Origin of the sequence: Frankia casuarinae (assembly GCF_000013345.1) — a bacterium.
In the GTDB taxonomy this organism is placed as follows: domain Bacteria; phylum Actinomycetota; class Actinomycetes; order Frankiales; family Frankiaceae; genus Frankia; species Frankia casuarinae.
This window is the reverse complement of record NC_007777.1, coordinates 3757104-3783442: the sequence shown is the minus strand read 5'-3', so window position 1 is coordinate 3783442 and position 26339 is coordinate 3757104. Positions and strand designations below refer to the sequence as shown.

Here is a 26339-nt window from a genome sequence, read left to right as displayed (position 1 = left end):
AGGGAACGGGGATGGAGGATGTCGTAGGCGGCTGGTACGAATGCCGTCATGACCGAGCACCCCGGCACCCTCCCCGGCCTCAGCCCGTCAGAGGTCGGCCGGGCAGAGGTCGGCCGGGCAGAGGTCGGCCGGGCAGCGGCCGGCCGGGCAGCGGCCGGCCGGGCAGCGGCCGGCCGGGCAGCGGCCGGGCCGGGGGGTGCCCGGTCGGGGGTTTCGCGCTCCGCGGGTTCCGGTTCGCCGCGGCCGCTCGCCGCGCGGCTGCCGGTGGCGCGGGTTGCCGTCGACACTGCGCTCGCCCATCTCGACCGTCCCTTCGACTACCTCGTGCCGGCGGACCTGGCTGACCTGGCGGTGCCGGGATCCCGGGTCCGGGTCCGGTTCGCGGGCCGGCTGGTCGACGGGTTCGTGCTGGAGCGTCGCGAGAGTTCCGACCATTCCGGTCAGCTCGCGCCGCTGGCCCGGTCGATCTCGCCGGAGCCTGTGCTGTCCGAGCCCGTCGCGAAACTCGCCCGCGCGGTTGCCGATCGTTACGCCGGCACGCTGGCCGACGTCCTCCGGCTCGCCGTGCCTCCCCGCCACGGCCGGGCGGAGGCCGCCTCACCGAGGCCCGAGGTCGTTTCGCCGGGGCCTGCGGCTGTCTCACCGGGGCTTGAGGCCGTGCCGCCGGAACCCGGCGAGTGGGGCCGCTATCCCACGGGGCCGTCGCTGCTCACCGCCCTGGCGGCGGGCAGGTCACCAAGGGCGGTCTGGTGGGCCCCGCCCGGCCCCGCCTGGCCGGAGATGATCGCCGCCGCGGCCGCCGCCACGGCGGTGTCCGGTCGCGGCGTACTCGTCGTCGTACCCGATCATCGTGATGTCGACCGGGTCGAGGCGGCGATGGTCGCCGCGGTCGGTCGGGAGACCACCGTCGCACTGCGGGCCGATCTCGGCCCGGCCCGGCGATATCGCGCGTTCCTCGCGGTCAGCCGCGGACAGGCGCGGGCGGTGGTGGGTACCCGCGCGGCGATGTTCGCGCCCGTGGCCGAGCTTGGCCTGGTGGTGGTGTGGGATGACGGTGACGACCTGCATGCCGAGCCGTTGGCCCCGTACCCGCACGCCCGAGACGTCGCCGTCCTGCGCTCCCGGCTCCAGGGGTGCGCGCTCGTGATCGGCGGGTTCTGCCCGTCGACGGATGCCGAGGCGCTGGTGCGCACGGGGTGGGCGCACCCGGTGGTGCCGCCCCGGGAGCAGGTGCGCGCGCTGGCTCCCCGGGTCGAGGCCACCGGCTCCGACCTCGAACACGCCCGTGACCCCGCCGCCCGGGCGGCGAGGCTGCCCTCCCTCGCGGTGCGGACCGCCCGGGATGCGCTGGCGGCCGGTCTGCCGGTACTGGTCCAGGTGCCGAGGAGGGGATACCAGCCGTCACTGGCCTGCGCGGACTGCCGACGGCCCGCCCGGTGCCCGCACTGTCAGGGGCCGCTGGGCCGGGCGGCGGGCGGCGGTGCGCTCTCCTGCCGGTGGTGCGGCCGTCCGGTCGCCGCGGCGGTCTGGCACTGCCCGTCCTGTTCGGGCCCGCGGCTGCGCGCCTCGGTAACGGGAGATCGTCGCACGGCGGAGGAACTGGGGCGGGCCTTTCCGGGCGTTCCGGTCCGCACCTCCGGCCGGGGCGGGGTGCTCGCCACCGTGCCCGCAGAACCGGCCCTTGTCATCTCGACCCCGGGGGCGGAGCCCGTGGCGGACGGCGGCTACGGGGCGGTGCTGCTCCTCGACGGCTGGGCTCTGCTGGGCCGTCCCGACCTGCGCGCGGGGGAGGAGACTCTGCGCCGGTGGACCGCCGCCGCCGCGCTCGCCCGGCCCGCCGCTCGCGGGGGGCGGGTCATCGTCGCGGCCGATGCCGGACTAGGGCCGGTCCAGGCGCTCGTCCGTTGGGATCCCGGCACGTTCGTTGCCCGGGAAGCCGACGAGCGGGCGGAGCTGGGGTTCCCGCCGGCGACCCGGATGGCGTCCGTAGCGGGCACCGCCGCGGCGGTCGCGGAGCTGCTGGCCGCCGTCGAGCTTCCCGACGGCGCCGATGTGCTCGGGCCGGTACCGCTGCCCCCCGCACCGTCCGCGCGGGCCGTTCCCGACGGCGCGAACCAGGGCGATTCGTCTGCCGTGGGTGCCGGGCGGCGCGGCCCCGACGGCGCCACCTCCGGCCCCGAGGAGATCGAACGGGTCCTGATCCGGGTCCGGCGCGAGCGCGGTGCGGCCCTCGCGGCCTCGCTGCGATCCGCTCGCGGCGTCCTCGCGACCCGGCGAACCACCGGCCGGTTACGGATCCAGCTCGATCCCCTGATCCTCGGGTAGCGCCGGCATGGTCTGGTTCGCACCGCATGGCGTGGCCCCGCATACCACGGCCCGGGTACGCGTCATGGATCATGATCTTCGGCCGCGGGCCCGGTCCGGACCGCGGCCGTCCGCCACCTCCGAGCGTCGGCGGGGTACGGTCGTCGGCGGCGACAGGCCTGTGGACGTCAGCCCATACTCCCCGGCCGGAGAACGGCGGGATGCTCCCGGCCCGGTCGGACACCTCGGATCGATGACCCCCGGAGACGGTCACGGCGTCGGCAATGACGTCGCGACGGATCGGTGCTTCGCGTATGCGTCTTGTTTTCGCCGGTACCCCGGCGGTGGCTCTGCCCAGCCTGCGGGCGTTGATCGACAGCCCGCGCCATGACGTGGTCGCGGTTGTCACCCGGCCCGATCGGCCCTCCGGGCGGGGGCGGAAGGTGAAGCCGCCCCCCGTCCACGTCCTGGCCGACGAGGCCGGCATCCCGGTGCTCAGCCCGGACCGGCCCCGGGACCCGGAGTTCCTGGCCACGCTCGCTGGCCTCGCGCCCGACTGCTGCCCGGTGGTGGCCTACGGCGCGTTGCTACCGCCCGCGGCGCTCGCCATTCCCCGCCACGGTTGGGTGAACCTGCACTTCTCCCTGCTGCCGGCCTACCGCGGGGCGGCTCCGGTGCAGCGCACCCTGCTCGCCGGGGACGACCTGACCGGCGCGAGCGTCTTCCAGATCGAACCGGCGATGGACTCCGGTCCGGTCTACGGTGTCCTCACCGAGCGGGTTCGGCCGACGGACACCTCCGGTGACCTGCTGGACCGGCTCGCCGAGGCCGGCGCCGGGCTGCTGGTCGCGGTGATGGACGGCATCGCCGACGGGACGGTGCGGCCCGTGGCCCAGCCCGCCGAGGGGATCTCCTTCGCGCCGAAGCTGACCGCCGAGGAGGCCCGGATCGACTGGACGAAGCCGGCGATCGCGGTGGATCGGCTGGCGAGGGCCGCCACTCCCGCGCCGGGAGCCTGGACGACGTTTCGCGACCGGCGGCTCAAGATCGGTCCGGTGCGCCTCGGTGCGGTGTCCGGTCGGCCGGCCGGGCCGGTAGCGCTGCCCGCCGGGCTGCCGGCGGGGGGGCTGCCGGCGGGGCAGATCATGGTGCTCCCCGGCGGGGACGTGGCGGTCGGCACGGGCACGAGCCCGGTGCTCCTCGGTGAGGTGCGTCCCGAGGGGCGAGGCCCGATGGCGGCCGCGGCCTGGGCCCGCGGGGTCCGGATCGCCAAGGGGGAGACCCTCGGCGCGATCGGCGCGATGCCGGTCAGTGGAGGAACGTCGTGAGATCGGCCGGTTCGCCGGGCACCCGTGGGCCCCGGCCAGCGTCAAGCGTCGACCGGCCGCGGTTGCTGGCCTGGGAGGTGCTGCGGGCGGTGGACGAGCGCGGCTCCTACGCCAACCTGCTGCTGCCGTCCCTGTTGGCGGGCAGCGGGCTGTCCGCCCGGGACCGCGGGTTCGTCACGGAGCTCGCCTACGGCTCCCTGCGTGCGCAGGGCACCCTCGACGGGGTGCTCGACACGGCGACGAGTCGACCCGTCCACACCATCGACCCGCCGGTGCGCGACGCGCTGCGCCTGGGCGCCTACCAGCTGCTGCGGACCAGGGTCCCGGCCCACGCGGCCGTGGCCAGCACCGTCGAGCTGGTCCGCACGACGAGTGGCGAGCGCCCGGTCCGCTTCGCGAACGCCGTGCTGCGTCGGGTGGCCGCCCGGGTGGCCGAGACCGGCGGCGATCTCGCCACGATGCTGTCCGCACCGCGGTTCGACGTCGACCCTGTCGGTCACCTGGCGGTCGTGACGACGCATCCCCGCTGGATCGTCGAGGTCGTCGCGGAGGCCCTGGCCGGCGACCTCACGGCGACCCGCGCCGCGCTGGAGGCAGACGACGTCCGACCCGCGGTACACCTGGTCGCCCGTCCGGGCCGGGTCGACCGTGACCGGCTGCTCGCCGAGGCCGCGCAGGCAGGTCTGACCGCCCGAGTCGGCCCCTACTCGCCGTATGCGGTACGCCTCGACGGCGGGGACCCGGCGGGGTTGCCCGCCGTGGCCGCGGGCGCGGCCGCCGTGCAGGACGAGGGCAGCCAGCTCGTCACCCTGGCCCTGGCCCGCGCGGCGACGGTGGGCCGTGACCTCGGGCTGACCGTCGACCTGTGCGCGGGCCCCGGCGGGAAGGCGGCCCTGCTCGCCGCGCTGCTCGGCGGCTCCGCCCCATCGGACGGGCCGGGTCTGCCGGACAGGCCGGGTCCACCGGACAGGCCGGCCCTGATCGCGGTCGAGCCCCGGGCGACCCGGGCGGCCATGGTGGCCCGGTCCCTGGGCGACGCGGCGCGGGCCTGGACGGTGCGCGCCGACGGCCGGGCGGTGCCGCTGCGGCCCGATGGAGCCGACCGGGTGCTGGTCGACGTCCCCTGCACCGGCCTCGGAGCACTGCGGCGCCGGCCGGAGGCCCGGTGGCGGCGGACCTCGGCCGATGTGGCCGCGCTCGTCCCGCTCCAGCGTGCGCTGCTCGTCGCCGCGCTCGACCTGGTCCGCCCGGGCGGGGTGGTGGCGTACGCGACCTGTTCCCCGCACCCGGCCGAGACCGTCGAGGTGGTGCGTGGCGTGGCCGGACAACGCGCCGACACCTCCATCCTCGATGCCCGCCTGACCCTGCCGGAGGTCGACCGGCTCGGTGACGGCCCGTTCGTCCAGCTCTGGCCGCATCTCCATGGCACGGATGCGATGTTCGTCGCCCTGCTGCGCCGGGTCGACAGCTGAGGCGTCGGACCCGGGAGCCGATACCCTCGCGAAATGGCCACCGCGCAGATCTACCCCAGCCTGCTCGCCGCCGACTTCGGCCGGATCGCCGACGCGGCCCTGGCGGTCGAGGGGCAGGCCGACTGGCTGCACGTCGACGTGATGGACTACCACTTCGTCCCGAACCTGGCGTTCGCGCCGGACACGGTGACGGCCCTGCGCGCGGTGACGGATACTCCGCTTGACTGCCATCTCATGATCGACGATCCCGACCGCTGGGCGGCCGGGTACGCCGAGCGCGGCGCGGCGAACGTCACCATTCACGCCGAGGCCGTGTCCGACCTGCCCCGCACCACCAGGGCGATCCGGGCGGCCGGGGCCCGCACCGGCCTCGCTGTGAAGCCGAACACCCCGGTCGAGCACTATCTCGACGACCTGCACCGGTTCGACCTGCTGCTGCTGATGACCATCGAGCCGGGTTTCGGCGGTCAGACGTTCATGACCGAGGTGTTGCCGAAGATCGAGGCCGCCCGGCGCCTGCTCGACGCCCGTGGGCTGGACCTGTGGCTGCAGATCGACGGCGGGGTCAACGCCGGGACGATCGAGCGGGCCGCGGTGGCGGGTGTGGACGTGTTCGTCGCCGGCACGGCCGTCTTCGGGGCGGCCGATCCGGGCCAGGCCGTCGAGCGGCTGCGTGAGCAGGCGCTGCGGGCGGCGCCCCGGCTGTCCCCGCCCGCGCCACGCTCGGCGGTCGGGCCGGCGTGACCGCGTCCGGTGGCTTCACCGGCGTCCGGCGGCTTCATATGCCAGACTTGAGGCAGTACAACCAGCAGCACGCGCGCTCCGGGGTCGGTGAAATTCCGAACCGGCGGTGACAGTCCGCGACCCGTCCGCAGGTACTGGGACGGCTGACCCGGTGGAATTCCGGGACCGACGGTGAAAGTCCGGATGGGAGGACGCGCGCGGGCCGAGTGCCCGCGGTGGTCGTTGACCGCTCGCGGGCGCGTGTCGGCGTGAGCGTGCCGGCGTGGTCCCGCGTGGTTTTTCCTCGCCCAGGGTGCGGGTGCCCGGGAGCGAGGGGCACGGGTCGGATGTTTACCGGCATCGTTGAAGAACTTGGCGTGGTGACCGCGGTGGATGCGCGGTCGGAGTCGGCGGCACTCACCATCGCCTGTCAGACGGTTCTGGGTGATGTGAGTCACGGCGCGTCCATCGCCGTCAACGGTGTCTGTCTCACGGTGACTTCCTTCGCCCGCCCGGGGCTCGACGGGGGCGCCGAGACCGGTACGGCCGGCGGCCCACCCGGCCCACCCGGCCCACCCGGCACAACGGACGGCCCGTCGGCGTTCACTGCTGACGTGATGCGAGAGACGCTGGTGCGTTCCTCTCTTGGGAAGCTCGCCGTCGGTGACCGGGTGAATCTCGAACGTCCCGTCCGGCTGGCGGACCGGCTGGGAGGCCACCTGGTCCAGGGGCACGTCGACGGCGTCGGCACGGTCCTCGACCGGCAGCCCGGTGAGGGCTGGGAGTTCGTGCGCGTCGCGCTCCCCGAGGGGCTCGACCGCTACCTCGTGGCGAAGGGCTCGGTGACGGTGGACGGGGTGAGCCTGACCGTCGTCGACATCTCGCCGGCCGGTGGCGACTCACCGGCCACCTTCACGGTCAGCCTGATCCCCACCACGCTCGAACTGACCACGCTGGGTCGCCGTGCGCCGGGTTCCCTGGTCAACATCGAGGTCGACGTGCTGGCCAAGTACGTCGAGAAGCTGCATGCCGGCCCCATCGAACCGAACGGACGACACCGATGACGACATCCGCGGCCGGCGCCTCCTCGACGGCCACCCTTCCCGCCGGTGCCCTTCCCGCCGGCTACGCCGACGTGCGGTTCGCCGCCATCGAGGACGCGCTCGCCGAGATCGCCGCCGGCCGCCCGCTCGTCGTCGTCGACGACGCCGACCGGGAGAACGAGGGTGATCTGATCTTCGCGGCGGAGGCCGCGACACCCGAGCTGGTCGCGTTCATGACGCGGTACACCTCCGGTGTGATCTGCGTGCCGATGGACGCCGCCGACACCGACCGGCTCGAACTGGACCAGATGGTCCCGCACAACACGGAGCGGATGGGCACCGCGTTCACCATCACCGTGGACGCCCGCGACGGCGTCTCCACCGGGATCTCCGCCGCCGACCGGGCCCGCACCATCCGGTTGCTGGCCGACCCGCGGACCACGCCCGGCGACCTGAGCCGGCCGGGCCACATCTTCCCGCTGCGGGCCAAGGACGGCGGGGTGCTGCGCCGCCCCGGCCACACCGAGGCCGCGGTCGACCTGGCCCGGCTCGCCGGGCTGCGGCCGGCCGGTGCGATCTGCGAGATCGTGAACGACGACGGGACGATGGCCCGGCTTCCCCGGCTCGCCGAGTTCGCCCGCGAGCACGGGCTGCTGCTGATCTCCATCGCCGATCTCATCGCTTACCGTCGGCGGACCGAGAAGCAGGTGGTGCGGGTCGCGGAGGCGTCGCTTCCGACGCGTTACGGGGCGTTCCGGGCGGTCGGGTTCCGCAACATCCTCGACGGCGTCGAACACATCGCGCTGATCCGCGGCGAGCTCGGTGACGGCGCGGACGTGCTGGTCCGGGTGCACAGCGAATGCCTCACCGGGGACGTCTTCGGCTCCCGGCGCTGCGACTGCGGAACCCAGCTCGACGCGGCACTGCGCATAATCGCGACCGAGGGACGCGGAGTGGTGCTCTACATGCGGGGCCACGAGGGCCGGGGCATCGGCCTGATGCACAAGCTGCGGGCCTACCAGCTGCAGGACGCCGGCCACGACACCGTCGACGCCAACCTCGCGCTGGGTCTGCCGGCCGACGCCCGTGACTACGGCACCGGGGCCCAGATCCTGGTCGACCTCGGCGTGCGCGGCATCCGGCTGCTGTCCAACAATCCGACGAAGCGGGCCGGGCTGGAGGGCTACGGCCTGCGCATCGTCGAACTCATCGGGATGCCGGTCACCCAGACGCCGGAGAACCTGCGCTACCTGACCACCAAGCGGGACCGGATGGGACACGTCATTCCCGGTCTGCCCAGCATTCCCGGTCTGCCCAGCATTCCCGGTCCGCCCGGCCTTCCGGGTCCGCCCGGCCTTCCGGGTCCACCCGGCCTGTCCGATCTGCCTAGGGCCGTGGGCGAGGACGAGCCGGCCGGCTCGCGCTGGATCCCGGGGGCGCCGAGGGCGCCGAGGGTACCCGTCACCTCCGGCTGCACGGCCGTCGCGGGCCCGGGTACGTCCGCCGGGGTCGACTGTGCCGAGGGGGAGGGTCTGTGAGCGGCCTCGGGGCTCCCGCGGAGGTGCTTCCGCCCGTCGCGGGCATGCGGTTGGCGGTGGTCGCCACCCGGTGGCACGCCGAGATCACCGATGCGCTGCTCGCTGGCGCGCTGCGCGCCGCGAAGGACGCGGGCCTCGCGGCGGCACCCGCCGTCGTGCGGGTCTCCGGTGCGGTCGAGCTTCCCGTGATCGCCGCCGCGTTGGCTGCGCGGCATGACGCCGTCGTCGCCCTCGGTGTCGTCATCCGGGGCGGCACCCCCCACTTCGACTACGTCTGTCAGTTCGTCACCGCGGGGCTCGCCCGCGTCACCCTCGACGCCCGCGTCCCCGTCGGCTTCGGCGTGCTCACCTGCGACACCGTCGAGCAGGCCCGGGACCGCGCCGGGCTGCCCGGGTCCAGCGAGGACAAGGGCCGGGAGGCGACCCTGGCCGCGCTGGACACCGCCGCGGTGCTGCGCGATCTGGAACTCGCCGGCTGAGCTCCCACGCCGTCACCGACCGAAACGTTCCGCATCAGGAGTTCACACACACGGTGCGAGGCCGATCCGTCCGCGTGACATGCTCTCGGTATGGTGTTGCCGTCACATGGCGATTCGAAGTGGATCGGGTGTGCCGGTCGTGTGTTCGCTGCTCGTGGCTCTGATTCCGGCTGTCCCGATCAGTCCGGTGCTCTTGTCGGGACGGCCGGTTACACGAGACTGTGGTCTCACGTCGTATCGGTGCCCTTGCGCTCTGGCGTCATACTTCGCGGTGGGATCGGCGGAGGTCCCGTCGGCCGGCACACATGGGGGCGGGGGTGGCGCGGATGGTAAGTCACGGTGGGAGTTGGAACGGTGACGAGGCGTCGGCGTCGACCGGCCCGGTCGGGGGGAATCCGGAGGCCGGGGAACGGGTCGCGGCCGGCCCCGGCCGGCGGGATCCCGACGCGACCGAACCGGGTGGTGGCGGGGACGCGCGCCCCATCTCGCTGCTTGGCCTACGACTGACCGAGCCTCAGGCGCCCCATAACGCGCTGGTTACCCGTCGTCCCGCCCGATCACGTCCGGGCGGGACCCGTTCGGAGCCCGCTACCGGTCGGACAGGGGGCCCCTCCGGGGGGCGCGGGAGCACGGCAGCCCCGCCGCCCACCCCCGTGCCACCGGCCCCGCCGCCCGCGCCACTGCTCCCGCCGCCCGCGCCACTGCTCCCGCCGGGCCGGAGCGCGCCCCCCGTGGGCCTTCCATTGACCGCGCCGCCCGGCCCGAGCTCCGCCTGGCCCGGTGCCTCGCTCACCGTGTCCGGCGGAGCGGGGTGGACGCCCGACCTCGCCGCCGCGACGTCGGCGGCCGGGCCGCCGGACCCGGACCCGACCGGTCCGGATCCGTACCCGGTGGACCCGTACCCGACGCCACCGGATCCACCGCCCGGTGCGCCGCCGCCCCCGGCGGTTTCCCCACCGCTCCCGGCCGTCCCGCCGCCCGGGGAGACCTGGGAGAACATCGCGGTGCTGGTCCCCGCGGCCGGGCAGCCGGTGAACCTCCCGGATGGAACGCCGGTCGTCCCCGTTTCCCGGGCCGCCACCGCGCCGCCCCCCGACGGCTCGCCCGGTGCCGGGCCCGTATCCGGGCGGCTTCCCCCGTCCGCGGCGGCTGACCCGGGTTGGCCGGTGCCGGAGGCGTGGCCCGACGCCGACTCCTTGGGCGGACCCACGGTCGGCCGACAGGCGGTCGAAACGCCTGGTCTGGAGCCAGCCTGGTCCATCCCGGTCCCCGCGAACCTGCCGGCGCGGCGGTCCGGCTTGGCCCCTTCCCTGCCCGTCCGGGCGGCGGTGGCCGCGGTGACGCCGTCCGGTGGTCGGGCGGTGGTCCCGGCCGTCGCGGGAACGGGCGGTTCGTCGGTCGCGCGGGCGCGGGCCGGTGGGCGGCGGGTGCTGGTTGGGGGATTCGGTGGCGGAGGCGGCCGGACGACGGTCGCCGCGGGTCTGGGACTGGCGATCGCGGAGCACCACGGTCATCGGGTGATGGCCGTGGACGCATCCCCGGACCAGTCCGGGCTGCTTGCGCACCGGGTCGGCCTCATGTCACCGGGCGTGGGGTTGCGGGAGCTGGCCACGGCGCGGCCACCGGTGTCCTCGTTGGAGGACGTGCGCCGGTTTGTCGCCTCCGACGGCTCCGGTGGCCTGGAGGTGCTGGCCGGACTGCGTGATCTTACCGGGCCGGGGTTGCTTCCCGAGGAGCTGGCGTGGGCACTCGACCTGCTCGGACACTGGTATCCGGTCGTCGTCGCGGACGCCCCACCGGGGTGGAGCCAGCCGGTGCCGGCCACCCTGCTGGCGCGGGCGGACCTCGTCGTGTTGACGATCCGGGCCGGCGAGACGGAGATCGCCGGTGCGGACGACGCGTTGAGCGCGTTGACCGCGGCCGGTCGGCCAGATCTCGCTGCCACCGTCATCGTGGCCGTCGTCGAGACGTATCCCTCCCGGTTGAGCCGCGGGGCGCGGCTGCGTCTCGAACATCTCGAGGACCGGGCCTACATGACGGTGCCGGTGCCGTTCGACGCGGCGCTCGCCGACAGCCGTCCGATCAGCTGGTACCGCCTGCGTCGCCGGACCAGGTTTGCCTTCCAGCGTCTCGCCGGGGCGGTCGCCACCGCCCCGCTTCCCGGGTCGCAACCGGCCACCGTGCTGGCCCGGCCCGCCATCGCAGCCCCCGGTCGGGGCCCTCAACCATGGCCCGGGCCCGTCCGGGCCATGGTGAACGCCACGGACCCGATCCGGTACCGGCCCGCCGCGCCGCCTGGGCCCTAGGCTGGCGAGAATGGCACGCGATCTGCTGACTCCGTCTGGTCAGGGCGATGACGGCCGCGCCGACGAGTCGCTCACCCGAGCGCTCGCCGCCAACCCGGTCGACCCCGCCGTTCTGACCGCCGCGCTGCGCCAGGCCCGGGTCTTCGTCGGAGTCGAGGCTCGGCTCACCGCCGCCGACGCCGTCACCGGTGCGGACAAGACCAGCGAGATGGCGCTGACGACCCTGCGCACCCCGTCCGGCGCGACCGCGCTACCGATCTTCTCCAGCGTCAGCGCGCTCACCGCCTGGCGCTCCTCGGCCCGGCCGGTTCCGGTCGCCGCGGTGGACGCCTGCACGGAGGCGGTCCGGCTGGGGCTCGGAGCGGTGGTGATCGACGTGGCCGGTCCGCGCTCGGCCAGTCTGGACGTCGGCCCGGGCGGTCCCGCGCCGGTGCCCGGCGGATCCGGCTCCGACGCGCCGTCCGGAACCCTCGACACGCCGCGCGTGACCGAAGCCGCGGACCTCGACAAGCTGAGGGTGACCGCCCTGCGCCGTCCGTCCGATCCGGATGGTCCGTTATCCCGGCGGCGGGTTCGGGAGGCGTTGCGGACCGTGACTGAGCGGGTCGAGGTGTGGCCGGCGGAACTGCTCCTCCCGGGTGCCGGCGCCCCACGCCCGGTGCTCGCCGTCGCGGTACGTCAGGGCGGAGATGCGGACGCGCGGTCCGGGGAGTTGCTTGCCCGGCGGTTGTCCCGGCTGCTCGCCACCGATCCGGCCCCGGCCCCGGCCCCGGCGCGGGAGCAGGAGCGGGCCTCGGGCCCGGCCGTGCTGCTCGTGAGCGCGCGGGAGGCCGAGGCGGTGCGCCGCCATCTGGGGCGGGGCCTGCGCCCGACGCGCCGATGGCCGGTGCGGTTCGCGAGGTGAGCGCCGCCGGCCCTTTCGGAGCGCCCGGACGATGATGTGATCGTCGTGTCGCCCGGTCTGGTGCTACGCTGGGCCGCAGACCGCCTGCCGGCTGGTTTTGTTCCGTCCGCTGGCGTTGCCGTTTCCAGGCAGCCAGGGCACGGCGCGGAGCCTGATCGGCAGGACCAAGCGGGGGTTCGCCCTCCACCCGATGTCAGCACTGATGTCGCCACCCCGGGACGTCAGCAGGTCCTCAGGCCGGAGTTCCGGCTGGGGGCCGCGGTGGCCGGGTCGCCGGTCGGCCGAGCCGTTTCCGCGGTCGTCGGCCGGGAGCCTGGTGTACCAGGCTCGGTGCTCCGCTGCGGTGAGGTCATGCCCGCGCGTCGAGCAACGGAGGAAACACATCAGCACAGAGTCCCGTATCAACGACCGGATTCGCGTCCCCGAGGTTCGCCTCGTCGGCGCGGAGGGTGAGCAGATCGGCATCGTCTCGATCGGTGAGGCCATGCGTATGGCGCAGGAGGTCGATCTCGACCTCGTCGAGGTCGCGCCGACCGCTCGTCCCCCGGTCTGCAAGCTGATGGACTACGGAAAGTTCAAGTACGAGTCCGACCAGAAGCGTCGGGAGGCTCGGAAGAACCAGGTCCAGACCGTCATCAAGGAAATGAAGCTGCGGCCGAAGATCGATCCGCACGACTACGAGACCAAGAAGGGTCACGTCGTGCGTTTCCTGCGGGCCGGCGACAAGGTCAAGATTACGATCATGTTCCGCGGTCGGGAGCAGTCCCGGCCCGAGCTCGGCATCCGCCTGCTCCAACGGCTGTCCGCCGACGTGGCCGACCTTGGTTATGTCGAGGCTCAGCCCAAGCAGGACGGCCGGAACATGACCATGGTCATGGCCCCGCACAAGGGCTCGAAGCCGCAGCGGGTGCCGGAACCGGCCGGCCACGTCTGACTCGAGGGCGGGCAGTCCGCGCGGTGGCGCCGCCACCGGTTCCGGATCTCGCCACGCCGGTTGTTCGATCACCCACGTAACCCGTCAGGATGTCAACATGCCCAAACAGAAGTCCCACAGCGGTGCGAGCAAGCGGTTCCGGGTCACCGGCTCCGGCAAGGTGCTGCGCCAGCGGGCCAACCGCCGCCACTACCTGGAGCACAAGACCAGCCGCCTCACCCGCAGACTGGATGGCGTGGTGCCGTTGACGAAGGCGGACAACCGACGCGTCAAGCGCCTGCTCGCCCGCTGACCGTGGCCCGCTGACGACTCCGGCCCCGACTGCGGCGGGCCCGCCGGTCGCGGTCGGCCCGCCGTTGGCGGCCGACTCCGGCCCGGGCCGCCGGACGCACCCGAACGAAGGAGACAGGTGCCCTCATGGCACGCGTGAAGCGGGCGGTCAACGCCCAGAAGAAGCGCCGTACGGTCCTCGAGCAGGCCAGCGGCTACCGGGGCCAGCGCTCGCGGCTCTACCGCAAGGCCAAGGAGCAGATGCTCCACTCGATGACCTACTCCTACCGGGACCGCCGCGCGCGCAAGGGCGACTTCCGGCAGCTGTGGATCACTCGGATCAACGCGGCGGCGCGGGCGAACGGTCTGACCTACAACCGCTTCGTGCAGGGTCTGAAGCTGTCCGGCGTCGAAGTCGACCGCAAGATCCTGGCCGACCTCGCGGTCAACGACGCGGTCGCGTTCACCGCCCTGGTCGAGGTGGCACGGGCCGCGCTGGCGGCGGCGCCGGAGCCCACCGCCGCCTGAGCCCGTCGCGACGTCGGCCCGTGCCCGCCTCCCGCGTGTCCTCCACGACCGACGCCCCTTCGCCGGACGCCCCTTCGCCGGGGCCGGCGCCGATCGCCGGAGCGCGCTCCGGGCGGGTCGGCGCCGCGCGTCGCCTCAAGCGGCCCGCGGCCCGGCGCGAGCAGGGCAGGTTCCTGGTCGAGGGGGTGCAGGCGGTGGGCGCGGCATTGGCCGTCGGCGAGCTGCTTGAGGTGTTCGTCGGAGTCTCTGCGACTCCCCGGCACGAGGAGTTGCTGAGGGCGGTCCGGGTGCCGGTCCGGGTCGTGACGGACGAGGCCGTGGCGTCGCTGTCGGAGACGGTGACCCCCCAGGGCCTCGTCGCGGTCGCGGCCCTGCCCGCTCATCGGCTCGCCGACCTGCACGCCCCCCGGCTGGTCGCGGTGTGCATCGGCGCGGGCGATCCGGGTAACGCCGGCACGGTGATCCGCAGCGCGGACGCGGCCGGAGCGGACGCCGTCGTCTTCACCGGGAGCGGTGTCGACCCCTTCGGGGGCAAGTGCGTGCGCTCCTCGGCCGGCAGCCACTTTCACCTCCCGGTGATCGTGGAACCAGCCTTGGCCGGGGTGCTGGACCGGCTGCGGGCCCGGGGTTGCCGCATCGTGGCGACGTCCGGAGCCGCGGATCGCGACATTGACACCGCCGTCGCGGCCGGTGAGCTCGACGGGCCGACGGCGTGGCTGTTCGGTAACGAGGCACATGGGCTGGCTTCGGCTACTCTGGCCGCCGCGGACGCGGTTCTGCGGGTACCGGTGTACGGTCAGGCCGAGTCCCTGAATCTTGCGGTTGCGTCCGCCCTGTGCCTTTACGCGTCGGCGCGGGCGCAGAGAACGGGCAGGTCCGGTACTGACGGCACCGGAGGAGGTGGTCGACGGTGATGAACATTGTCACGTCGCCATCCGGGCAGGTGCCGCCCTCCGGCCCCGGCTGCGCGCCCGATGCCACCGATTCAGCCGTGTCGGCCGCGCAGGACGGCCCACTGCCTGCCGCCGCCTTCGACCTGCTACCGGATTCGGTGATCGTGACCGACGCCGCCGGCGTCGTCGAGGTGTTCAACCGGGCGGCGGCGAAGCTCACCGGGGTGGATGGACCGTCCGCGATCGGCCGGCATCTGACCGAGGTCCTCCCGTTGCTGGACGAGCGGGGCAACGACTGGTGGGAGTGCTCTACAGCCAGCCGGAACCTGCCGCGGGTCACCGGGCAGCCGGAGCGGCGCCTGACCTACGCGGGTCCAGTCCACGACCGTGACTTCCACGTCACGGTGCGGTTCAACCGGGTCGCCGGTCGGCTGGTGCGGGTGTCGCTGTCCCTGCGCGACACCCTCAGCCGCGAGCGGCTGGAACGCAACCGGGCGGACCTGGTCGCGACCGTGGCGCACGAGCTGCGCTCGCCGCTGACCAGTGTGAAGGGATTCACCGCGACGCTGCTCGCCAAGTGGGACCGGTTCACCGACGAGCAGAAGAAGCTCATGCTGAACACGGTCAACACCGACGCCGACCGGGTCACGCGCCTGCTCACCGAGGTGCTGGACGTCTCTCGGATCGACTCCGGACGCATCCAGGTCCGCAAGCAGATCGTCGACCTGCCCGCCCGGGTGCGTTCGGTGGTGGACGGCAAGGTGGCCTCGGGCGCGGCGGGCGCCGACCGGTTCTTCATCCGCGAGGAGGGCGAACTGCCCGAGATGTGGGTCGATCCGGACAAGATTGAACAGGTACTGCACAACCTCGTCGACAACGCCCTGCGGCATGGTGCGGGTACTGTGACGGTACTGCTGCGTGGCAGGGACAGCGGCACGGAGGTAAGCGTGGCCGACGAGGGTGAAGGCGTGTCCGAATCGAACGCCGCGCGCGTGTTCACGAAGTTCTGGCGGGGCGCCAGCCGCGGGAACGGCACCGGCCTCGGGCTCTACATCGCCAAGGCGCTGATCGAGGCGCACGGCGGCACCATCTCGGTCGGCCGGGCCCCGGGTGGCGGCGCCGAGTTCCGATTTTTCGTGCCCGCCGGTGGCCCGGTGTTCGGCTGACGCCGAGCACCGCGAACCGACCGGTGGGCGCCCCGGGCGGCCAGGCGCGCGCCGCCGCCCCAGGACCGGACACCCCAGGACCGGACGAACCCCGCCGCAGGCCGGACGACCCCGGCTTCCCGCCGGGATGACCCTGCTTTTCACCCGATGACGAGGATGAGCATCGTGCCCGCCCCTGGAGAGACTGTCGACCCGTCCCGGGTCCACGCCCTCGACCCCGATCAGCTCGACGCGGCCGTCAACGCGGCGCGGGAGTCGATCCGCGCCGCCGCCGATCTCGACGCGCTGGCAGCCGTCCGTACCGCCCACATCCAGGGTGCCTCCGCACCGCTGGTGCTGGCCCGCCGGGAGCTCGGTGCCCTGCCCCGTGCGGAGCGTGCCGACGCCGGTCGCCGGCACAACGCCGCCCGCACGGCCGTACAGGCCGCCTACGACGCCCGGCTGGCCGAACTCACCGCCGAACGCGACGCCCGGGTGCTGCGCGAGGAACGGGTCGACGTGACCCTGCCCGTCGACCGCCGCCGCCGTGGTGCCCGCCACCCGCTGACCGCCCTGTCCGACCGGCTTGCCGACGTGTTCGTGGCGATGGGCTACGAGGTCGCCGAGGGACCCGAGGTCGAACACGACTGGTTCAACTTCGAGGCCCTGAACATGGCGCCCGATCACCCGGCCCGCAGCGAGCACGACACGCTCTACGTCGCGCCGACCGGGGCGGGCCGGGTGCTGCGTACCCACACCTCCCCGGTGCAGATCCGCTCCCTGCTGAACCGCCCGCTGCCCGTGTACGTCGTGTGCCCGGGGCGGACATACCGCAACGACACCATCGATGCGACGCACTCGCCGGTCTTCGGCCAGCTCGAAGGTCTGGCCGTGGACAGGGGCATCACCATGGCGGACCTGCGCGGCACCCTGGAGGTCTTCGCCCAGGCGTTGTTCGGGGCGGGCCTGTCGACGCGGCTGCGCCCGTCGTTCTTCCCGTTCACCGAGCCGTCCGCGGAACTGGACGTGCAGTGCTTCGCCTGCCGCGGGGAGGCGGCCCGCCAGCCCTGTCGGGTCTGTTCGGACGAGGGCTGGATCGAGGCCGGCGGCTGCGGCATGGTCGACCCGCACGTCCTGCGGGCCGCGGGGGTCGACCCGACCCGGTACAGCGGTTTCGCGTTCGGGATGGGGCTGGAACGGGCCGCGATGGTCCGCCATGGCATCCGGGAGATCCGCGATTTCGTCGACGGTGACGTCCGGTTCAGCCTGCCGTTCGGAATCGAGGACTGACCCATGCTGATCGTGATGTCCTGGCTGCGGGAGTATGTGGCGGGGCTGCCGCCCACGCGGGCCGTCGCCGACGCGTTGATCCGGGCCGGTTTCGAGGTCGAGGGACTGCGTAGCGTCGGGGGCGAGTTCTCCGGCGTGGTCGTCGGGGAGATCGTCGACTTCGAGATCGTCGAGACGAAGAAGAAGGCCGTCCGCTGGTGCCAGGTCCGGGTCGCCGAGAGCGCCGGAGCCGAGGATGCCGGAGCCGAGAGCGCCGGATCCAGGGGCGAGGGCGTGCGCGGCGTCATCTGCGGGGCGCACAACTTCGCCGTCGGCGACCGGGTGGCGGTCGCGCTGCCCGGCGCCGTGCTGCCCGGCGGGTTCGAGATCACCGCGCGGAGGACCTACGGCCATGTCAGCGAGGGGATGATCTGCTCGGCCCGGGAACTGGGCCTCGGCGAGGAGTCCGACGGCATCCTGGTGCTCGCGCCGCGGGCGCCGATCGGCGCCGACGTCGCCGAGCTGCTCGATCTCGCCGACGAGGTGCTTGACATCGCGGTCACCCCGGACCGGGGCTACGGTCTGTCGGTGCGGGGGATCGCCCGGGAGGCGGCGACCGCCTTCGCGCTGCCGTTCACGGACCCGGGCGCGCCGGCGGACCCGGCAGCCGTCCCGGGGCCCGCCAGGGAGGCCTATCCGGTCGTCGTCGAGGACACCGCGGCGTGTGACCGCTACGTCGCCCGGGTGGTGACCGGGGTCGACTCGCGGGCCACCACCCCGCTGGGGTGGCAGCGGCGGCTGTCGCTGTCCGGGATGCGGTCAATCTCGGTGCCGGTCGACGTCACCAACGCCGTGCTGCTGGGCCTCGGCCAGCCGTTGCACGCCTTCGACCGGGCGAAGCTGGCCGGCGCGATCATTGTGCGCCGGGCCGTCGCCGGAGAGACGCTGCGCACCCTCGACGGGGTCGACCGCACTCTCGACCCCGAGGATCTGGTCATCGCCGACGACACCGGTCCGATCGCGCTCGCCGGGGTGATGGGCGGGGCCAGCACGGAGGTGTCCGCGACGACCACCGACATCGTCCTCGAGGCTGCGCACTTCGACCCGATCACGGTGGCCCGCACCGCCCGCCGGCACCGGCTGTCCTCGGAGGCGTCGCGGCGTTTCGAACGCGGCGTCGACCCGGCACTCGCGCCGGTCGCCGCGGCGCTGGCCGTCGACCTGCTCGCCGAGCTCGCCGCCGCCCGTCCCGAGCCCGGCGTGACCGACCTGGACCACCGCCCCGCCCCGGCGCCGGTGACCCTGCCGCTGACGGAACCGGAACGCCTCGCCGGCCGGCCCTACCCCGCCGAGGTGGTGCGGCGCCGGCTCGTCGACGTCGGCTGCGCGGTGGCTGACGGGTCGGCGACCGAGGACCTGCCCGGTGTTCTGATCGCGACGCCGCCGTCCTGGCGTCCCGACCTGACCCGGCCCGCCGATCTCGTCGAGGAGATCATGCGGCTGGAGGGGTACGACACCATCCCGGTGACCCTGCCGTCGCTGCCCGCGGGGCGCGGGCTCACCGCCGCGCAGCGGATGCACCGCGCGGTGGGCCGGGCGCTGGCCCATGCGGGGTTCGCCGAGGTGCTTACCCTGCCGTTCGTACCCGAGGACGCCGCCGACGCGCTCAGCCTGGCCGCGGCCGACCCGCGGCGTGCGGCGGTCCGGATCGCGAACCCGATCGCCGAGGACGCCGGCTACCTGCGGACGACCCTGCTACCCGGACTGATCGCGGCGGCCGTGCGCAACATCGGCCGGGGGCAGCGCGATCTCGCCCTGTTCGAGAGCGGTCTGGTGTTCCGGGAACGCGAACGGATCCCGACGGACGTCGTCACCCCGCCGGTGGATCGTCGGCCCTCCGCCGCGGAGATCGCCGCTCTGGACTCGACCCTGCCCGGCCAGCCCCGCCACGTCGCCGCGCTCCTCACCGGGCGCCGTGAGCCAGGTGGCTGGTCCACGCCGGCCCGGGACGCGGACTGGGCGGACGCGGTGGACGCCGCGCACGTGGTCGCCGAGGCGGTGGGCGTGACCCTCACGGTCAGAGCCGGCAATGTCATGCCCTGGCACCCGGGCCGCCTCGCGGAGCTCTCGATCGACGGCCGGGTCGTGGGCCACGCGGGTGAGCTGCACCCCCGGGTGCTCAGCGACGTCGGGCTTCCGCCTCGGGCCGGCGCGATGGAACTGGACCTCGATGCCCTGATCGAGGTCGCGTCGGCGGCGCCGCCGATGATCGCGCCGACGATCTCCACCTATCCGCCCGCCGACCGGGATGTGGCGCTCGTCGTGCCGATCGAGGTGCCGGTCGCCGATGTGACGGCGGCACTGCGGGCCGGAGCCGGTGACCTGCTGGAGTCCCTGACCCTCTTCGACGTCTTCGAGGGCGCCCAGGTCGGGGTCGGTCAGCGCTCGCTGGCCTTCGGCCTGCGGCTGCGCGCCGGGGACCGGACGCTGACGGCCGCCGAGGCGAACGCGGTGCGGGACGCGGCGGTCGCCCGGGCGGCGGAGCTTACCGGCGCGTCCCTGCGCGCCTGAGGCCGAGACGGGTTACGCCAGCATCATTGCATGATCATGAGTTGGCGTGTATAAAATTGCAATCATGGGTGTGACGGTAGCAGTTGCGGGGGCGAGTGGGTACGGCGGCGGAGAGCTGCTGCGCCTGCTCCTCGCCCATCCCGAAATCAAGATCGGTGCGCTGGCCGCGAACGCGTCCGCCGGCCTGCCGGTGACGGAGGTGCATCCCCACCTGCCCGACCTGGAGGGCCGGGTGTTCACGGACGCGGCCGCGCTGGCCGGGACCGACGCGGACATCGTTTTCCTGGCGCTGCCGCACGGTCAGTCGGCCGCGGTGGCGGCCACCCTGCCCGACACCGTGCGGGTCGCCGATCTGGGTGCCGATCATCGGCTCGTCGACCCGGAGGCGTGGCGGCGCGCCTACGGGGGGGAGCACGCCGGGACCTGGACCTACGGCCTGCCCGAGCTCCCCTGGGCACGGGCGGAGATCGCCGCGAGCCGGCGAGTGGCGATTCCGGGCTGCTATCCCACGGCGACCTCTCTCGGGCTCGTGCCGCTGCTGGTCGGCGGCCTCGTGGAGCCCGCCGACCTGGTCGTTGTCGCGGCGAGCGGCACGTCCGGCGCGGGGCGCTCGGCCACGGTGAACCTGCTCGGCAGCGAGGTGATGGGTGACCTGACCGCCTACAAGGTGGGCACCCACCAGCACAGACCCGAGATCACGCAGACCCTCTCCCGGGCCGCCGGTATGACCGTGACGGTGTCCTTCACCCCGGTGCTCGCCCCGCTTCCCCGCGGCATCCTCGCGACCAGCACCGGCCGGGCCACCCCGGGCACCGACGCGGACGCCGTGTACGAGACGCTGCGGGCCGCCTACGCGGGGGAGCCGTTCGTCCGGGTGCTGCCGCCGGGGCGCTGGCCGCACACCGCGGCGACGCTCGGCGGGAACGCCGTTCATGTGCAAGGGACCTTCGACCCGGAGACCGGCCGGGCGATCGTCGTCACCGCGATCGACAACCTCGGCAAGGGCGCGGCCGGCCAGGCGCTGCAGTGCGCCAACCTGATGCTCGGCCTGCCCGAGACCGCCGGGCTGACCGCTCAGGGCATCGCCCCCTGACCGTTTTCGGCCCGGTAGATCGGTAGGTCGGTAGATCGGTCGGTAGATCGGTAGGTCGGTAAGGACGCGGGAGCATCGATCAGCAACATCGATCAGCAACGCGGCCAGGAGACAGGAGAGGGTTGAGTTGAGCGTTACCGCCCCACGGGGCTTCCGCGCCGCCGGAGTGGCGGCCGGGTTGAAGCCGTCCGGCCGTCCGGACGTGGCGCTCGTCGTCAACGACGGGCCGTCCGACGCCGCCGCCGGGATCTTCACCGCCAACCGGGTTCAGGCGGCTCCGGTGCTCTGGACCCGCCAGGTCCTCGCCGACGGCCGGCTGCGCGCCGTCATCCTCAACTCCGGCGGGGCGAACGCCTGCACCGGTCCGGCCGGATTCGCCGATACCCATGCCACGGCCGAGCACGTCGCCGGGGCGCTCGGCCTCGGTGCCGGCGACGTCGCGGTCTGCTCGACCGGTCTCATCGGCGTCCGCCTGCCCATGGACAACCTGCTCGCCGGCGCCACCAAGGCGGTGGCGGACCTCGCTGACACCGACACCGCCGGCGCCGCGGCTGCGGAGGCGATCCGCACCACCGACACCGTCGCGAAGGCCGCGGTCCGCACCTCGTCAACGACCCCGGGTGTCACCATCGGCGGGATGGGTAAGGGCGCGGCGATGCTGGCGCCGTCGCTCGCGACGATGCTCGTGGTGGTCACCACCGACGCCGTCGCGGACGCCGCCACCCTCGATCGGGTGATCCGGGCGTCCTCGCGGGTCAGCTTCGAGCGGGTCGATTCCGACGGCTGCCTGTCCACCAACGACACCGTGCTGCTGCTGGCCTCGGGCGCCGCCGGGGTGAGCCTGCCCGAGGCGGAGCTGACGGGGCTGGTCACCGAGGTGTGCATCGACCTCGCCCAGCAGATGCTCGGCGATGCCGAGGGTTCGACGAAGACCATCGCCATCACCGTGACCGGAGCCGCGACCGAGGACGACGGGCTGGAGGTCGGCCGGGCCGTCGCCCGCAACAACCTGCTCAAGTGCGCTCTGTACGGCAAGGACCCGAACTGGGGACGGGTGCTCGCCGCGATCGGCACCACGAAGGCCGTCTTCGAGCCCGACGCGCTGGACGTGTCCATCAACGAGGTGCGGGTCTGCCGGGCCGGGGCCCCCGGCGAGGACCGCGACCTCGTCGACCTGTCCGGCCGTGAGGTGCGCATCGGCGTCGATCTGCACGCCGGCGATGCCGAGGTCACCGTCTGGACGAACGACCTGACCGACGGGTACGTCTACGAGAACTCGGCGTACTCGACATGAACGCCCCGACCCGGACGCCGCCGCCTTCGAACGGTGGGCACGGCAGCACCGGCAGCACCGGCAGCACCGGCGACGCCGCCCCGGGCGGGGGCACCGGGCGGGGCCCGGCCGCCACCGCCCGCGGCCATGCGGCGCTCGCGAAGACCCAGGTCCTCATCGAGGCGCTCCCGTGGCTGTCGCGGTTCCAGGGCGCGACCATCGTCGTCAAGTACGGCGGCAACGCGATGACGGAGCCGGCGCTGCGCGAGGCCTTCGCCGCCGACGTCGTGTTCCTGCGCCACTCGGGGCTGCGGGTGGTCGTCGTGCACGGCGGCGGTCCGCAGATCACCGCGCATCTGGAGCGCCTCGGTGTCCCCTCAACGTTCGTCGGCGGCCTGCGGGTCACCACCCCACAGACCATGGACGTCGTGCGGATGGTCCTGCTCGGCCAGGTCAATCGGGACGTCGTGGGGCTCGTCAACGACCACGGCCCGTTCGCCGTCGGGCTGTCCGGTGAGGACGCCAACCTCTTCACCGCGCGGCGCCGCCCGGCGATCGTCGATGGCCGGGAGGTCGACGTCGGCCTGGTCGGCGACATCGTCGAGGTCCGACCGGAGACGATCAACGCCCTGCTCGGCTCCGGGAAGGTGCCGGTGGTCGCGTCGGTCGCCCGCGGCGTCGACGGCGGGGTCTACAACGTCAACGCCGACACCGCCGCCGCCGAACTCGCCGTCGCGCTCGGGGCTACGAAGCTCGTCGTCCTGACCGACGTCGAGGGCCTCTACGCGGACTGGCCGGCGAGCGACGAGGTGATCAGTGAGCTGAGCATCACCGAGCTCGAACAGCTCCTCCCCTCGCTCACCGCCGGCATGATTCCCAAGATGGAGGCCTGCCGGCGGGCGGTGCGTGGCGGTGTTCCGCAGGCGCACGTGCTCGACGGACGGGTGCCGCACGCGGTGCTCCTGGAGATCTTCACCGACGATGGCATCGGCACCTTGATCATGGCCGAGTCGGGCACCTCGCCTGAGCCGGGTACGCCCCCCGCACCCGCCGCGCGCCCGGCCGGGATCGTTCCGGCCGGCGAACCGACCGGAGGAACGCCATGAACGCCGAGATCGCTGAGAACCCAGTGAACCCAGTGAACCCAGTGAACGCCGAGATCGCTAAGGACGCCGATCTGATCGCCCGGCGGGACGCCGTCGTGATGGCGACCTACGGCCGACCCGCGATCTCCCTGGCCCGGGGGGCCGGCAGCCGGGTGTGGGACCATGACGGCCGCGAATATCTCGACCTGGTCGGCGGGGTAGCCGTCAGCGTGCTCGGTCACTGCCACCCGGCGGTCCGGGACGCCGTCGTCGGCCAGCTCGGCGCTCTCGGCCACGTGTCGAACCTCTATGCCAACGAGCCTCAGGTGCTGCTGGCCGAACGGCTCGTCGAGCTGCTGCGGGTCGGCGCGCCGAGCCCCGGGCTTCCGCCCGAGGGGGCGAAGGTCTTTTTCTGCAACTCGGGGGCGGAGGCCAACGAGGCAGCAATCAAGATCGCCCGCCGGACCGGCCGTCCGGAGATTATCGCCACCGAGGGCTCGTTCCACGGTCGGACCCTGGGCGCGCTGTCCATTACCGGTCAGCCGGCCAAGCGGGCACCGTTCGAGCCACTGCTGCCCGGCGTCCGGTTCGTGCCCTATGGAGACGGCGCGGCCCTGCGCGCCGCCGTCAGCGAGGCGACCGCGGCGGTGTTCCTGGAACCGACCCTCGGTGAAGGCGGTGTCGTGCCGCCGCCGACCGGCTACCTCGCCGCCGCGCGGGCTGTCTGTGACTCCGCCGGCGCGCTGCTGGTCCTGGACGAGGTACAGAGCGGCATCGGCCGGACCGGCTCGTGGTTCGCTCACCAGGCCGAGGGCGTGCTGCCCGACGTGATCACCCTGGCCAAGGGACTCGGCGGTGGCCTGCCCGTCGGCGCCTGCGTCGGCATCGGCGCGGCGGGGACGCTGTTGCGCCCGGGGGATCATGGCAGCACCTTCGGCGGCGGCCCGATCGTCTGCGCGGCGGCGCTCGCGGTGCTCGACACGATCGCCGCCGAGGGCCTGCTTGAACACGCGTCGCGGCTCGGGGAGCGGCTGGCCGCGGCGATCCGGGCGGCGGGCGTGCCCGGCGTGGCGGGGGTCCGGGGACAGGGGCTGTGGCGGGCGATCGAGCTCGACGGCCCGTTCGCGCCGGCGGTGGAGAAGGCCGCCCGCGAGGCCGGTTACCTGGTGAACGCCGTCGCCCCCGACGCCATCCGGCTCGCCCCACCGCTGATCCTCACCGCCGCCGAGGTGGACGCCTTCGTCGCGGCCCTGCCCGGCATCGTCGGCGACGCGCTCGCCGCCCGGGTTCCGTCGGCGCAGTCCGCGTCGGCGCAGTCCGCGTCAGCCCCGGGCTCTAGGGTCAGCGCATGACGGTCCGACACTTCCTTCTCGACACCGACCTGACCCCCGCGGAGCAGACCGCTCTGCTCGACCTCGCCGACGGGTTCAAGGCACGCCGCCGCGTCACCCGGCTGACGGAGCGTCCGCTCGCCGGGCGCTCGGTGGCGCTGCTGTTCGAGAAGCCGTCGACGCGCACCCGACTGTCGTTCGACGTGGGCGTCGCTGAGCTCGGCGGCCACCCGGTGGTGATCGACGCGGCGAGCGCGCAGCTTGGCCGGGGGGAGACCATCGAGGACACCGCCGCCGTGCTGAGCCGGTACGTCGACGCGATCGTCGTGCGTACCTTCGCGCAGGAGCGGCTGGAGCGGCTGGCGGCGGCGGCCACCGTTCCGGTGATCAATGCGCTGTCCGACCACGCCCATCCCTGCCAGGCCCTGGCCGACCTGCAGACGATCCGGGAGCGGCGGGGCCGCCTGGCCGGGCTGACCCTGACCTACCTGGGCGACGGCAACAACGTCGCGCACTCGCTGCTGCTCGCCGGCGCGTCGGCCGGCATGCGGGTGCACGTGGCCTCGCCGCCCGGCTATGAGCCGTTCGAGCAGGTGGTGCGGCACGCCAATGAGATCGGCATGGTGACCGGGGGGGAGGCGCTGGTGATGCACGACGCGCTGGAGGCCGCCGCCGGGGCAGACGTGCTTTACACCGACGTGTGGGCGTCGATGGGTCAGGAGAGTGAGTCGGACAGCCGCGCGTTGGTGTTCCAGCCGTACCGCCTCGACGAGAAGGCCGTCGAGGCCGCTTCGCCCGACGTGATCGTCATGCACTGCCTGCCCGCGCATCGGGAGCTCGAGATCACCACGTCGGTGATCGACGGACCCCGTTCGGTCGTGTTCGACCAGGCCGAGAACCGGCTGCACGCCCAGAAGGCCCTGCTGTCGATCCTGCTGTCCGAGGGCGTCGGTCCGACCGGCACCGCCGGAAGCGCGTCCGGGGTGGGGGGCGCATCGTCGGTGGGGGGCGCATCGTCGGTGGGGGGCACCGGGCGATGACCTCGGAAGCAGGCGCGGAGGCCGCGCGTGCCGCGCCGTTGACCAAGCACGCCCGCCAGGCTCGGCTGGCGGCGTTGATCGGTCAGCGCGGCGTGCGTTCACAGACCGAGCTCGCGCGTCTGCTGGCCGCCGAGGGCGTCCAGGTTACCCAGGCAACCCTGTCCCGTGATCTGGAGGACATCGGGGCGACCAAGGTGCGCGGTCCGGACGGCGGCTTGGTCTACGCGGTCGAGGCGAACCTCGCGCCGGCGGAGATCGTCCGGTTGTCGCTCACCCGGCTCTGCGAGGAACTGCTGGTCTCCGCGGAGGCCAACGGCGACCTGGTCGTGCTGCGCACACCGTCGGGCGCCGCGCAGCTGTTCGCCTCGGTGCTCGACCGGGAGGCGCTTCCGGGGGTCATGGGCACGATCGCGGGGGATGACACGGTGCTCGTCGTCTGCCGGTCGGCTCCCGCAGCCGAGGCCCTGGTCCGTCCGGAGAGCTCGGTCCGTCCGGAGAGCTCGGTCCGTCCGGAGAGCTCGGTCCGTCCGGAGAGCTCGGTCCGTCCGGAGAGTTCGGTCGGTCCGGGAGATCCCGCTGGTCAGGGAGGGCATGCTGGTCCGAGGGGTCCGGCACTCGCCGCTCATCTCCTGTGGCTCGCCGACGGCCGGGCGCGGGGAGCGTCGACGGGATCGTCCGCCGTGCCAGACCAGGATGCGTAGCGGTGCGCCGGCGACGCCGTGAACCGGCCTTCCCGGCATCCTTGATGAACATAGCGCTAATTTTTGCTAAAAATAGCACTCATCGGTTTTTCTTTAACCAGCCTGGCGT

Annotated in this window: 22 protein-coding genes and 1 riboswitch; all 22 genes read left to right on the top strand. The window is 73.6% G+C overall.

Annotated elements, in window-relative coordinates; all coding sequences use genetic code 11:
- The first annotated feature begins 48 nt into the window (after positions 1-48).
- The 22 genes from FRANCCI3_RS16060 to argR all read left to right on the top strand — a co-directional run bounded on the left by FRANCCI3_RS16060 (position 49) and on the right by argR (position 26230).
- A complete protein-coding gene (locus FRANCCI3_RS16060; RefSeq protein WP_011437576.1) occupies positions 49-2325 on the top strand; it encodes a primosomal protein N' in 2277 nt (758 codons plus the stop codon).
- A 293-nt stretch (positions 2326-2618) separates the two neighbouring features.
- Positions 2619-3632 carry a methionyl-tRNA formyltransferase gene (fmt, locus tag FRANCCI3_RS16055; RefSeq protein ID WP_011437575.1) on the top strand — a complete coding sequence of 338 codons (1014 nt, stop codon included), beginning with the start codon at positions 2619-2621 and terminating at the stop codon, positions 3630-3632.
- Positions 3629-5104 (top strand): RsmB/NOP family class I SAM-dependent RNA methyltransferase, encoded by a 1476-nt coding sequence (locus tag FRANCCI3_RS16050; RefSeq protein ID WP_011437574.1) that lies wholly within the window; start codon positions 3629-3631, stop codon positions 5102-5104. The genes fmt and FRANCCI3_RS16050 overlap by 4 nt, the downstream gene beginning before the upstream one ends.
- Before the next feature lie 33 nt (positions 5105-5137).
- Positions 5138-5848 carry a ribulose-phosphate 3-epimerase gene (gene rpe / locus FRANCCI3_RS16045; RefSeq protein WP_011437573.1) on the top strand — a complete coding sequence of 237 codons (711 nt, stop codon included), beginning with the start codon at positions 5138-5140 and terminating at the stop codon, positions 5846-5848.
- Positions 5849-5917: 69 nt separating this feature from the next.
- Positions 5918-6047: riboswitch (FMN riboswitch) on the top strand.
- Positions 6048-6174: 127 nt separating this feature from the next.
- Positions 6175-6891 carry a riboflavin synthase gene (locus FRANCCI3_RS16040; protein ID WP_011437572.1) on the top strand — a complete coding sequence of 239 codons (717 nt, stop codon included), beginning with the start codon at positions 6175-6177 and terminating at the stop codon, positions 6889-6891.
- A complete protein-coding gene (locus tag FRANCCI3_RS16035; RefSeq protein ID WP_011437571.1) occupies positions 6888-8408 on the top strand; it encodes a bifunctional 3,4-dihydroxy-2-butanone-4-phosphate synthase/GTP cyclohydrolase II in 1521 nt (506 codons plus the stop codon). Before FRANCCI3_RS16040 ends, FRANCCI3_RS16035 begins: the two co-directional genes overlap by 4 nt.
- Positions 8405-8887, top strand: coding sequence for a 6,7-dimethyl-8-ribityllumazine synthase (gene ribH / locus FRANCCI3_RS16030; protein ID WP_011437570.1), 483 nt, complete (start codon positions 8405-8407; stop codon positions 8885-8887). The genes FRANCCI3_RS16035 and ribH overlap by 4 nt, the downstream gene beginning before the upstream one ends.
- Before the next feature lie 731 nt (positions 8888-9618).
- Positions 9619-11193, top strand: coding sequence for a MinD/ParA family ATP-binding protein (locus tag FRANCCI3_RS25390; protein WP_023841501.1), 1575 nt, complete (start codon positions 9619-9621; stop codon positions 11191-11193).
- Positions 11194-11203: 10 nt separating this feature from the next.
- Positions 11204-12097 (top strand): SseB family protein, encoded by an 894-nt coding sequence (locus FRANCCI3_RS16020; RefSeq protein ID WP_011437568.1) that lies wholly within the window; start codon positions 11204-11206, stop codon positions 12095-12097.
- 343 nt (positions 12098-12440) lie between these two features.
- Positions 12441-13031 (top strand): translation initiation factor IF-3, encoded by a 591-nt coding sequence (infC, locus tag FRANCCI3_RS16010; RefSeq protein ID WP_070982428.1) that lies wholly within the window; start codon positions 12441-12443, stop codon positions 13029-13031.
- Positions 13032-13128: 97 nt separating this feature from the next.
- A complete protein-coding gene (gene rpmI / locus FRANCCI3_RS16005; RefSeq protein WP_011437566.1) occupies positions 13129-13323 on the top strand; it encodes a 50S ribosomal protein L35 in 195 nt (64 codons plus the stop codon).
- A gap of 125 nt (positions 13324-13448) precedes the next feature.
- A complete protein-coding gene (gene rplT / locus FRANCCI3_RS16000; protein WP_011437565.1) occupies positions 13449-13829 on the top strand; it encodes a 50S ribosomal protein L20 in 381 nt (126 codons plus the stop codon).
- Between the two features lie 20 nt (positions 13830-13849).
- Positions 13850-14743 (top strand): TrmH family RNA methyltransferase, encoded by an 894-nt coding sequence (locus tag FRANCCI3_RS15995; protein ID WP_011437564.1) that lies wholly within the window; start codon positions 13850-13852, stop codon positions 14741-14743.
- Positions 14743-15888 (top strand): sensor histidine kinase, encoded by a 1146-nt coding sequence (locus tag FRANCCI3_RS15990; RefSeq protein WP_011437563.1) that lies wholly within the window; start codon positions 14743-14745, stop codon positions 15886-15888. Before FRANCCI3_RS15995 ends, FRANCCI3_RS15990 begins: the two co-directional genes overlap by 1 nt.
- A gap of 165 nt (positions 15889-16053) precedes the next feature.
- A complete protein-coding gene (gene pheS / locus FRANCCI3_RS15985; protein WP_011437562.1) occupies positions 16054-17157 on the top strand; it encodes a phenylalanine--tRNA ligase subunit alpha in 1104 nt (367 codons plus the stop codon).
- A 3-nt stretch (positions 17158-17160) separates the two neighbouring features.
- Complete coding sequence (pheT, locus tag FRANCCI3_RS15980; protein ID WP_011437561.1) at positions 17161-19707, top strand: phenylalanine--tRNA ligase subunit beta; 2547 nt, start codon at positions 17161-17163, stop codon at positions 19705-19707.
- Positions 19708-19771: 64 nt separating this feature from the next.
- Positions 19772-20800: an N-acetyl-gamma-glutamyl-phosphate reductase gene (gene argC, locus FRANCCI3_RS15975; RefSeq protein WP_011437560.1), complete on the top strand. Its 1029-nt coding sequence runs from the start codon at positions 19772-19774 to the stop codon at positions 20798-20800.
- A gap of 127 nt (positions 20801-20927) precedes the next feature.
- Positions 20928-22094, top strand: a complete 1167-nt coding sequence (gene argJ, locus FRANCCI3_RS15970; protein WP_011437559.1) for a bifunctional glutamate N-acetyltransferase/amino-acid acetyltransferase ArgJ — start codon at positions 20928-20930, stop codon at positions 22092-22094.
- Positions 22091-23179, top strand: coding sequence for an acetylglutamate kinase (argB, locus tag FRANCCI3_RS15965; protein WP_011437558.1), 1089 nt, complete (start codon positions 22091-22093; stop codon positions 23177-23179). Before argJ ends, argB begins: the two co-directional genes overlap by 4 nt.
- The gene (locus FRANCCI3_RS15960; protein WP_011437557.1) at positions 23176-24510 is read left to right on the top strand and encodes an acetylornithine transaminase; all 1335 of its coding nucleotides are present in this window, start codon (positions 23176-23178) and stop codon (positions 24508-24510) included. The genes argB and FRANCCI3_RS15960 overlap by 4 nt, the downstream gene beginning before the upstream one ends.
- Positions 24507-25529, top strand: a complete 1023-nt coding sequence (argF, locus tag FRANCCI3_RS15955; protein ID WP_011437556.1) for an ornithine carbamoyltransferase — start codon at positions 24507-24509, stop codon at positions 25527-25529. Before FRANCCI3_RS15960 ends, argF begins: the two co-directional genes overlap by 4 nt.
- Complete coding sequence (gene argR / locus FRANCCI3_RS23590; RefSeq protein ID WP_011437555.1) at positions 25526-26230, top strand: arginine repressor; 705 nt, start codon at positions 25526-25528, stop codon at positions 26228-26230. Before argF ends, argR begins: the two co-directional genes overlap by 4 nt.
- The last annotated feature ends 109 nt before the right edge of the window (positions 26231-26339 follow it).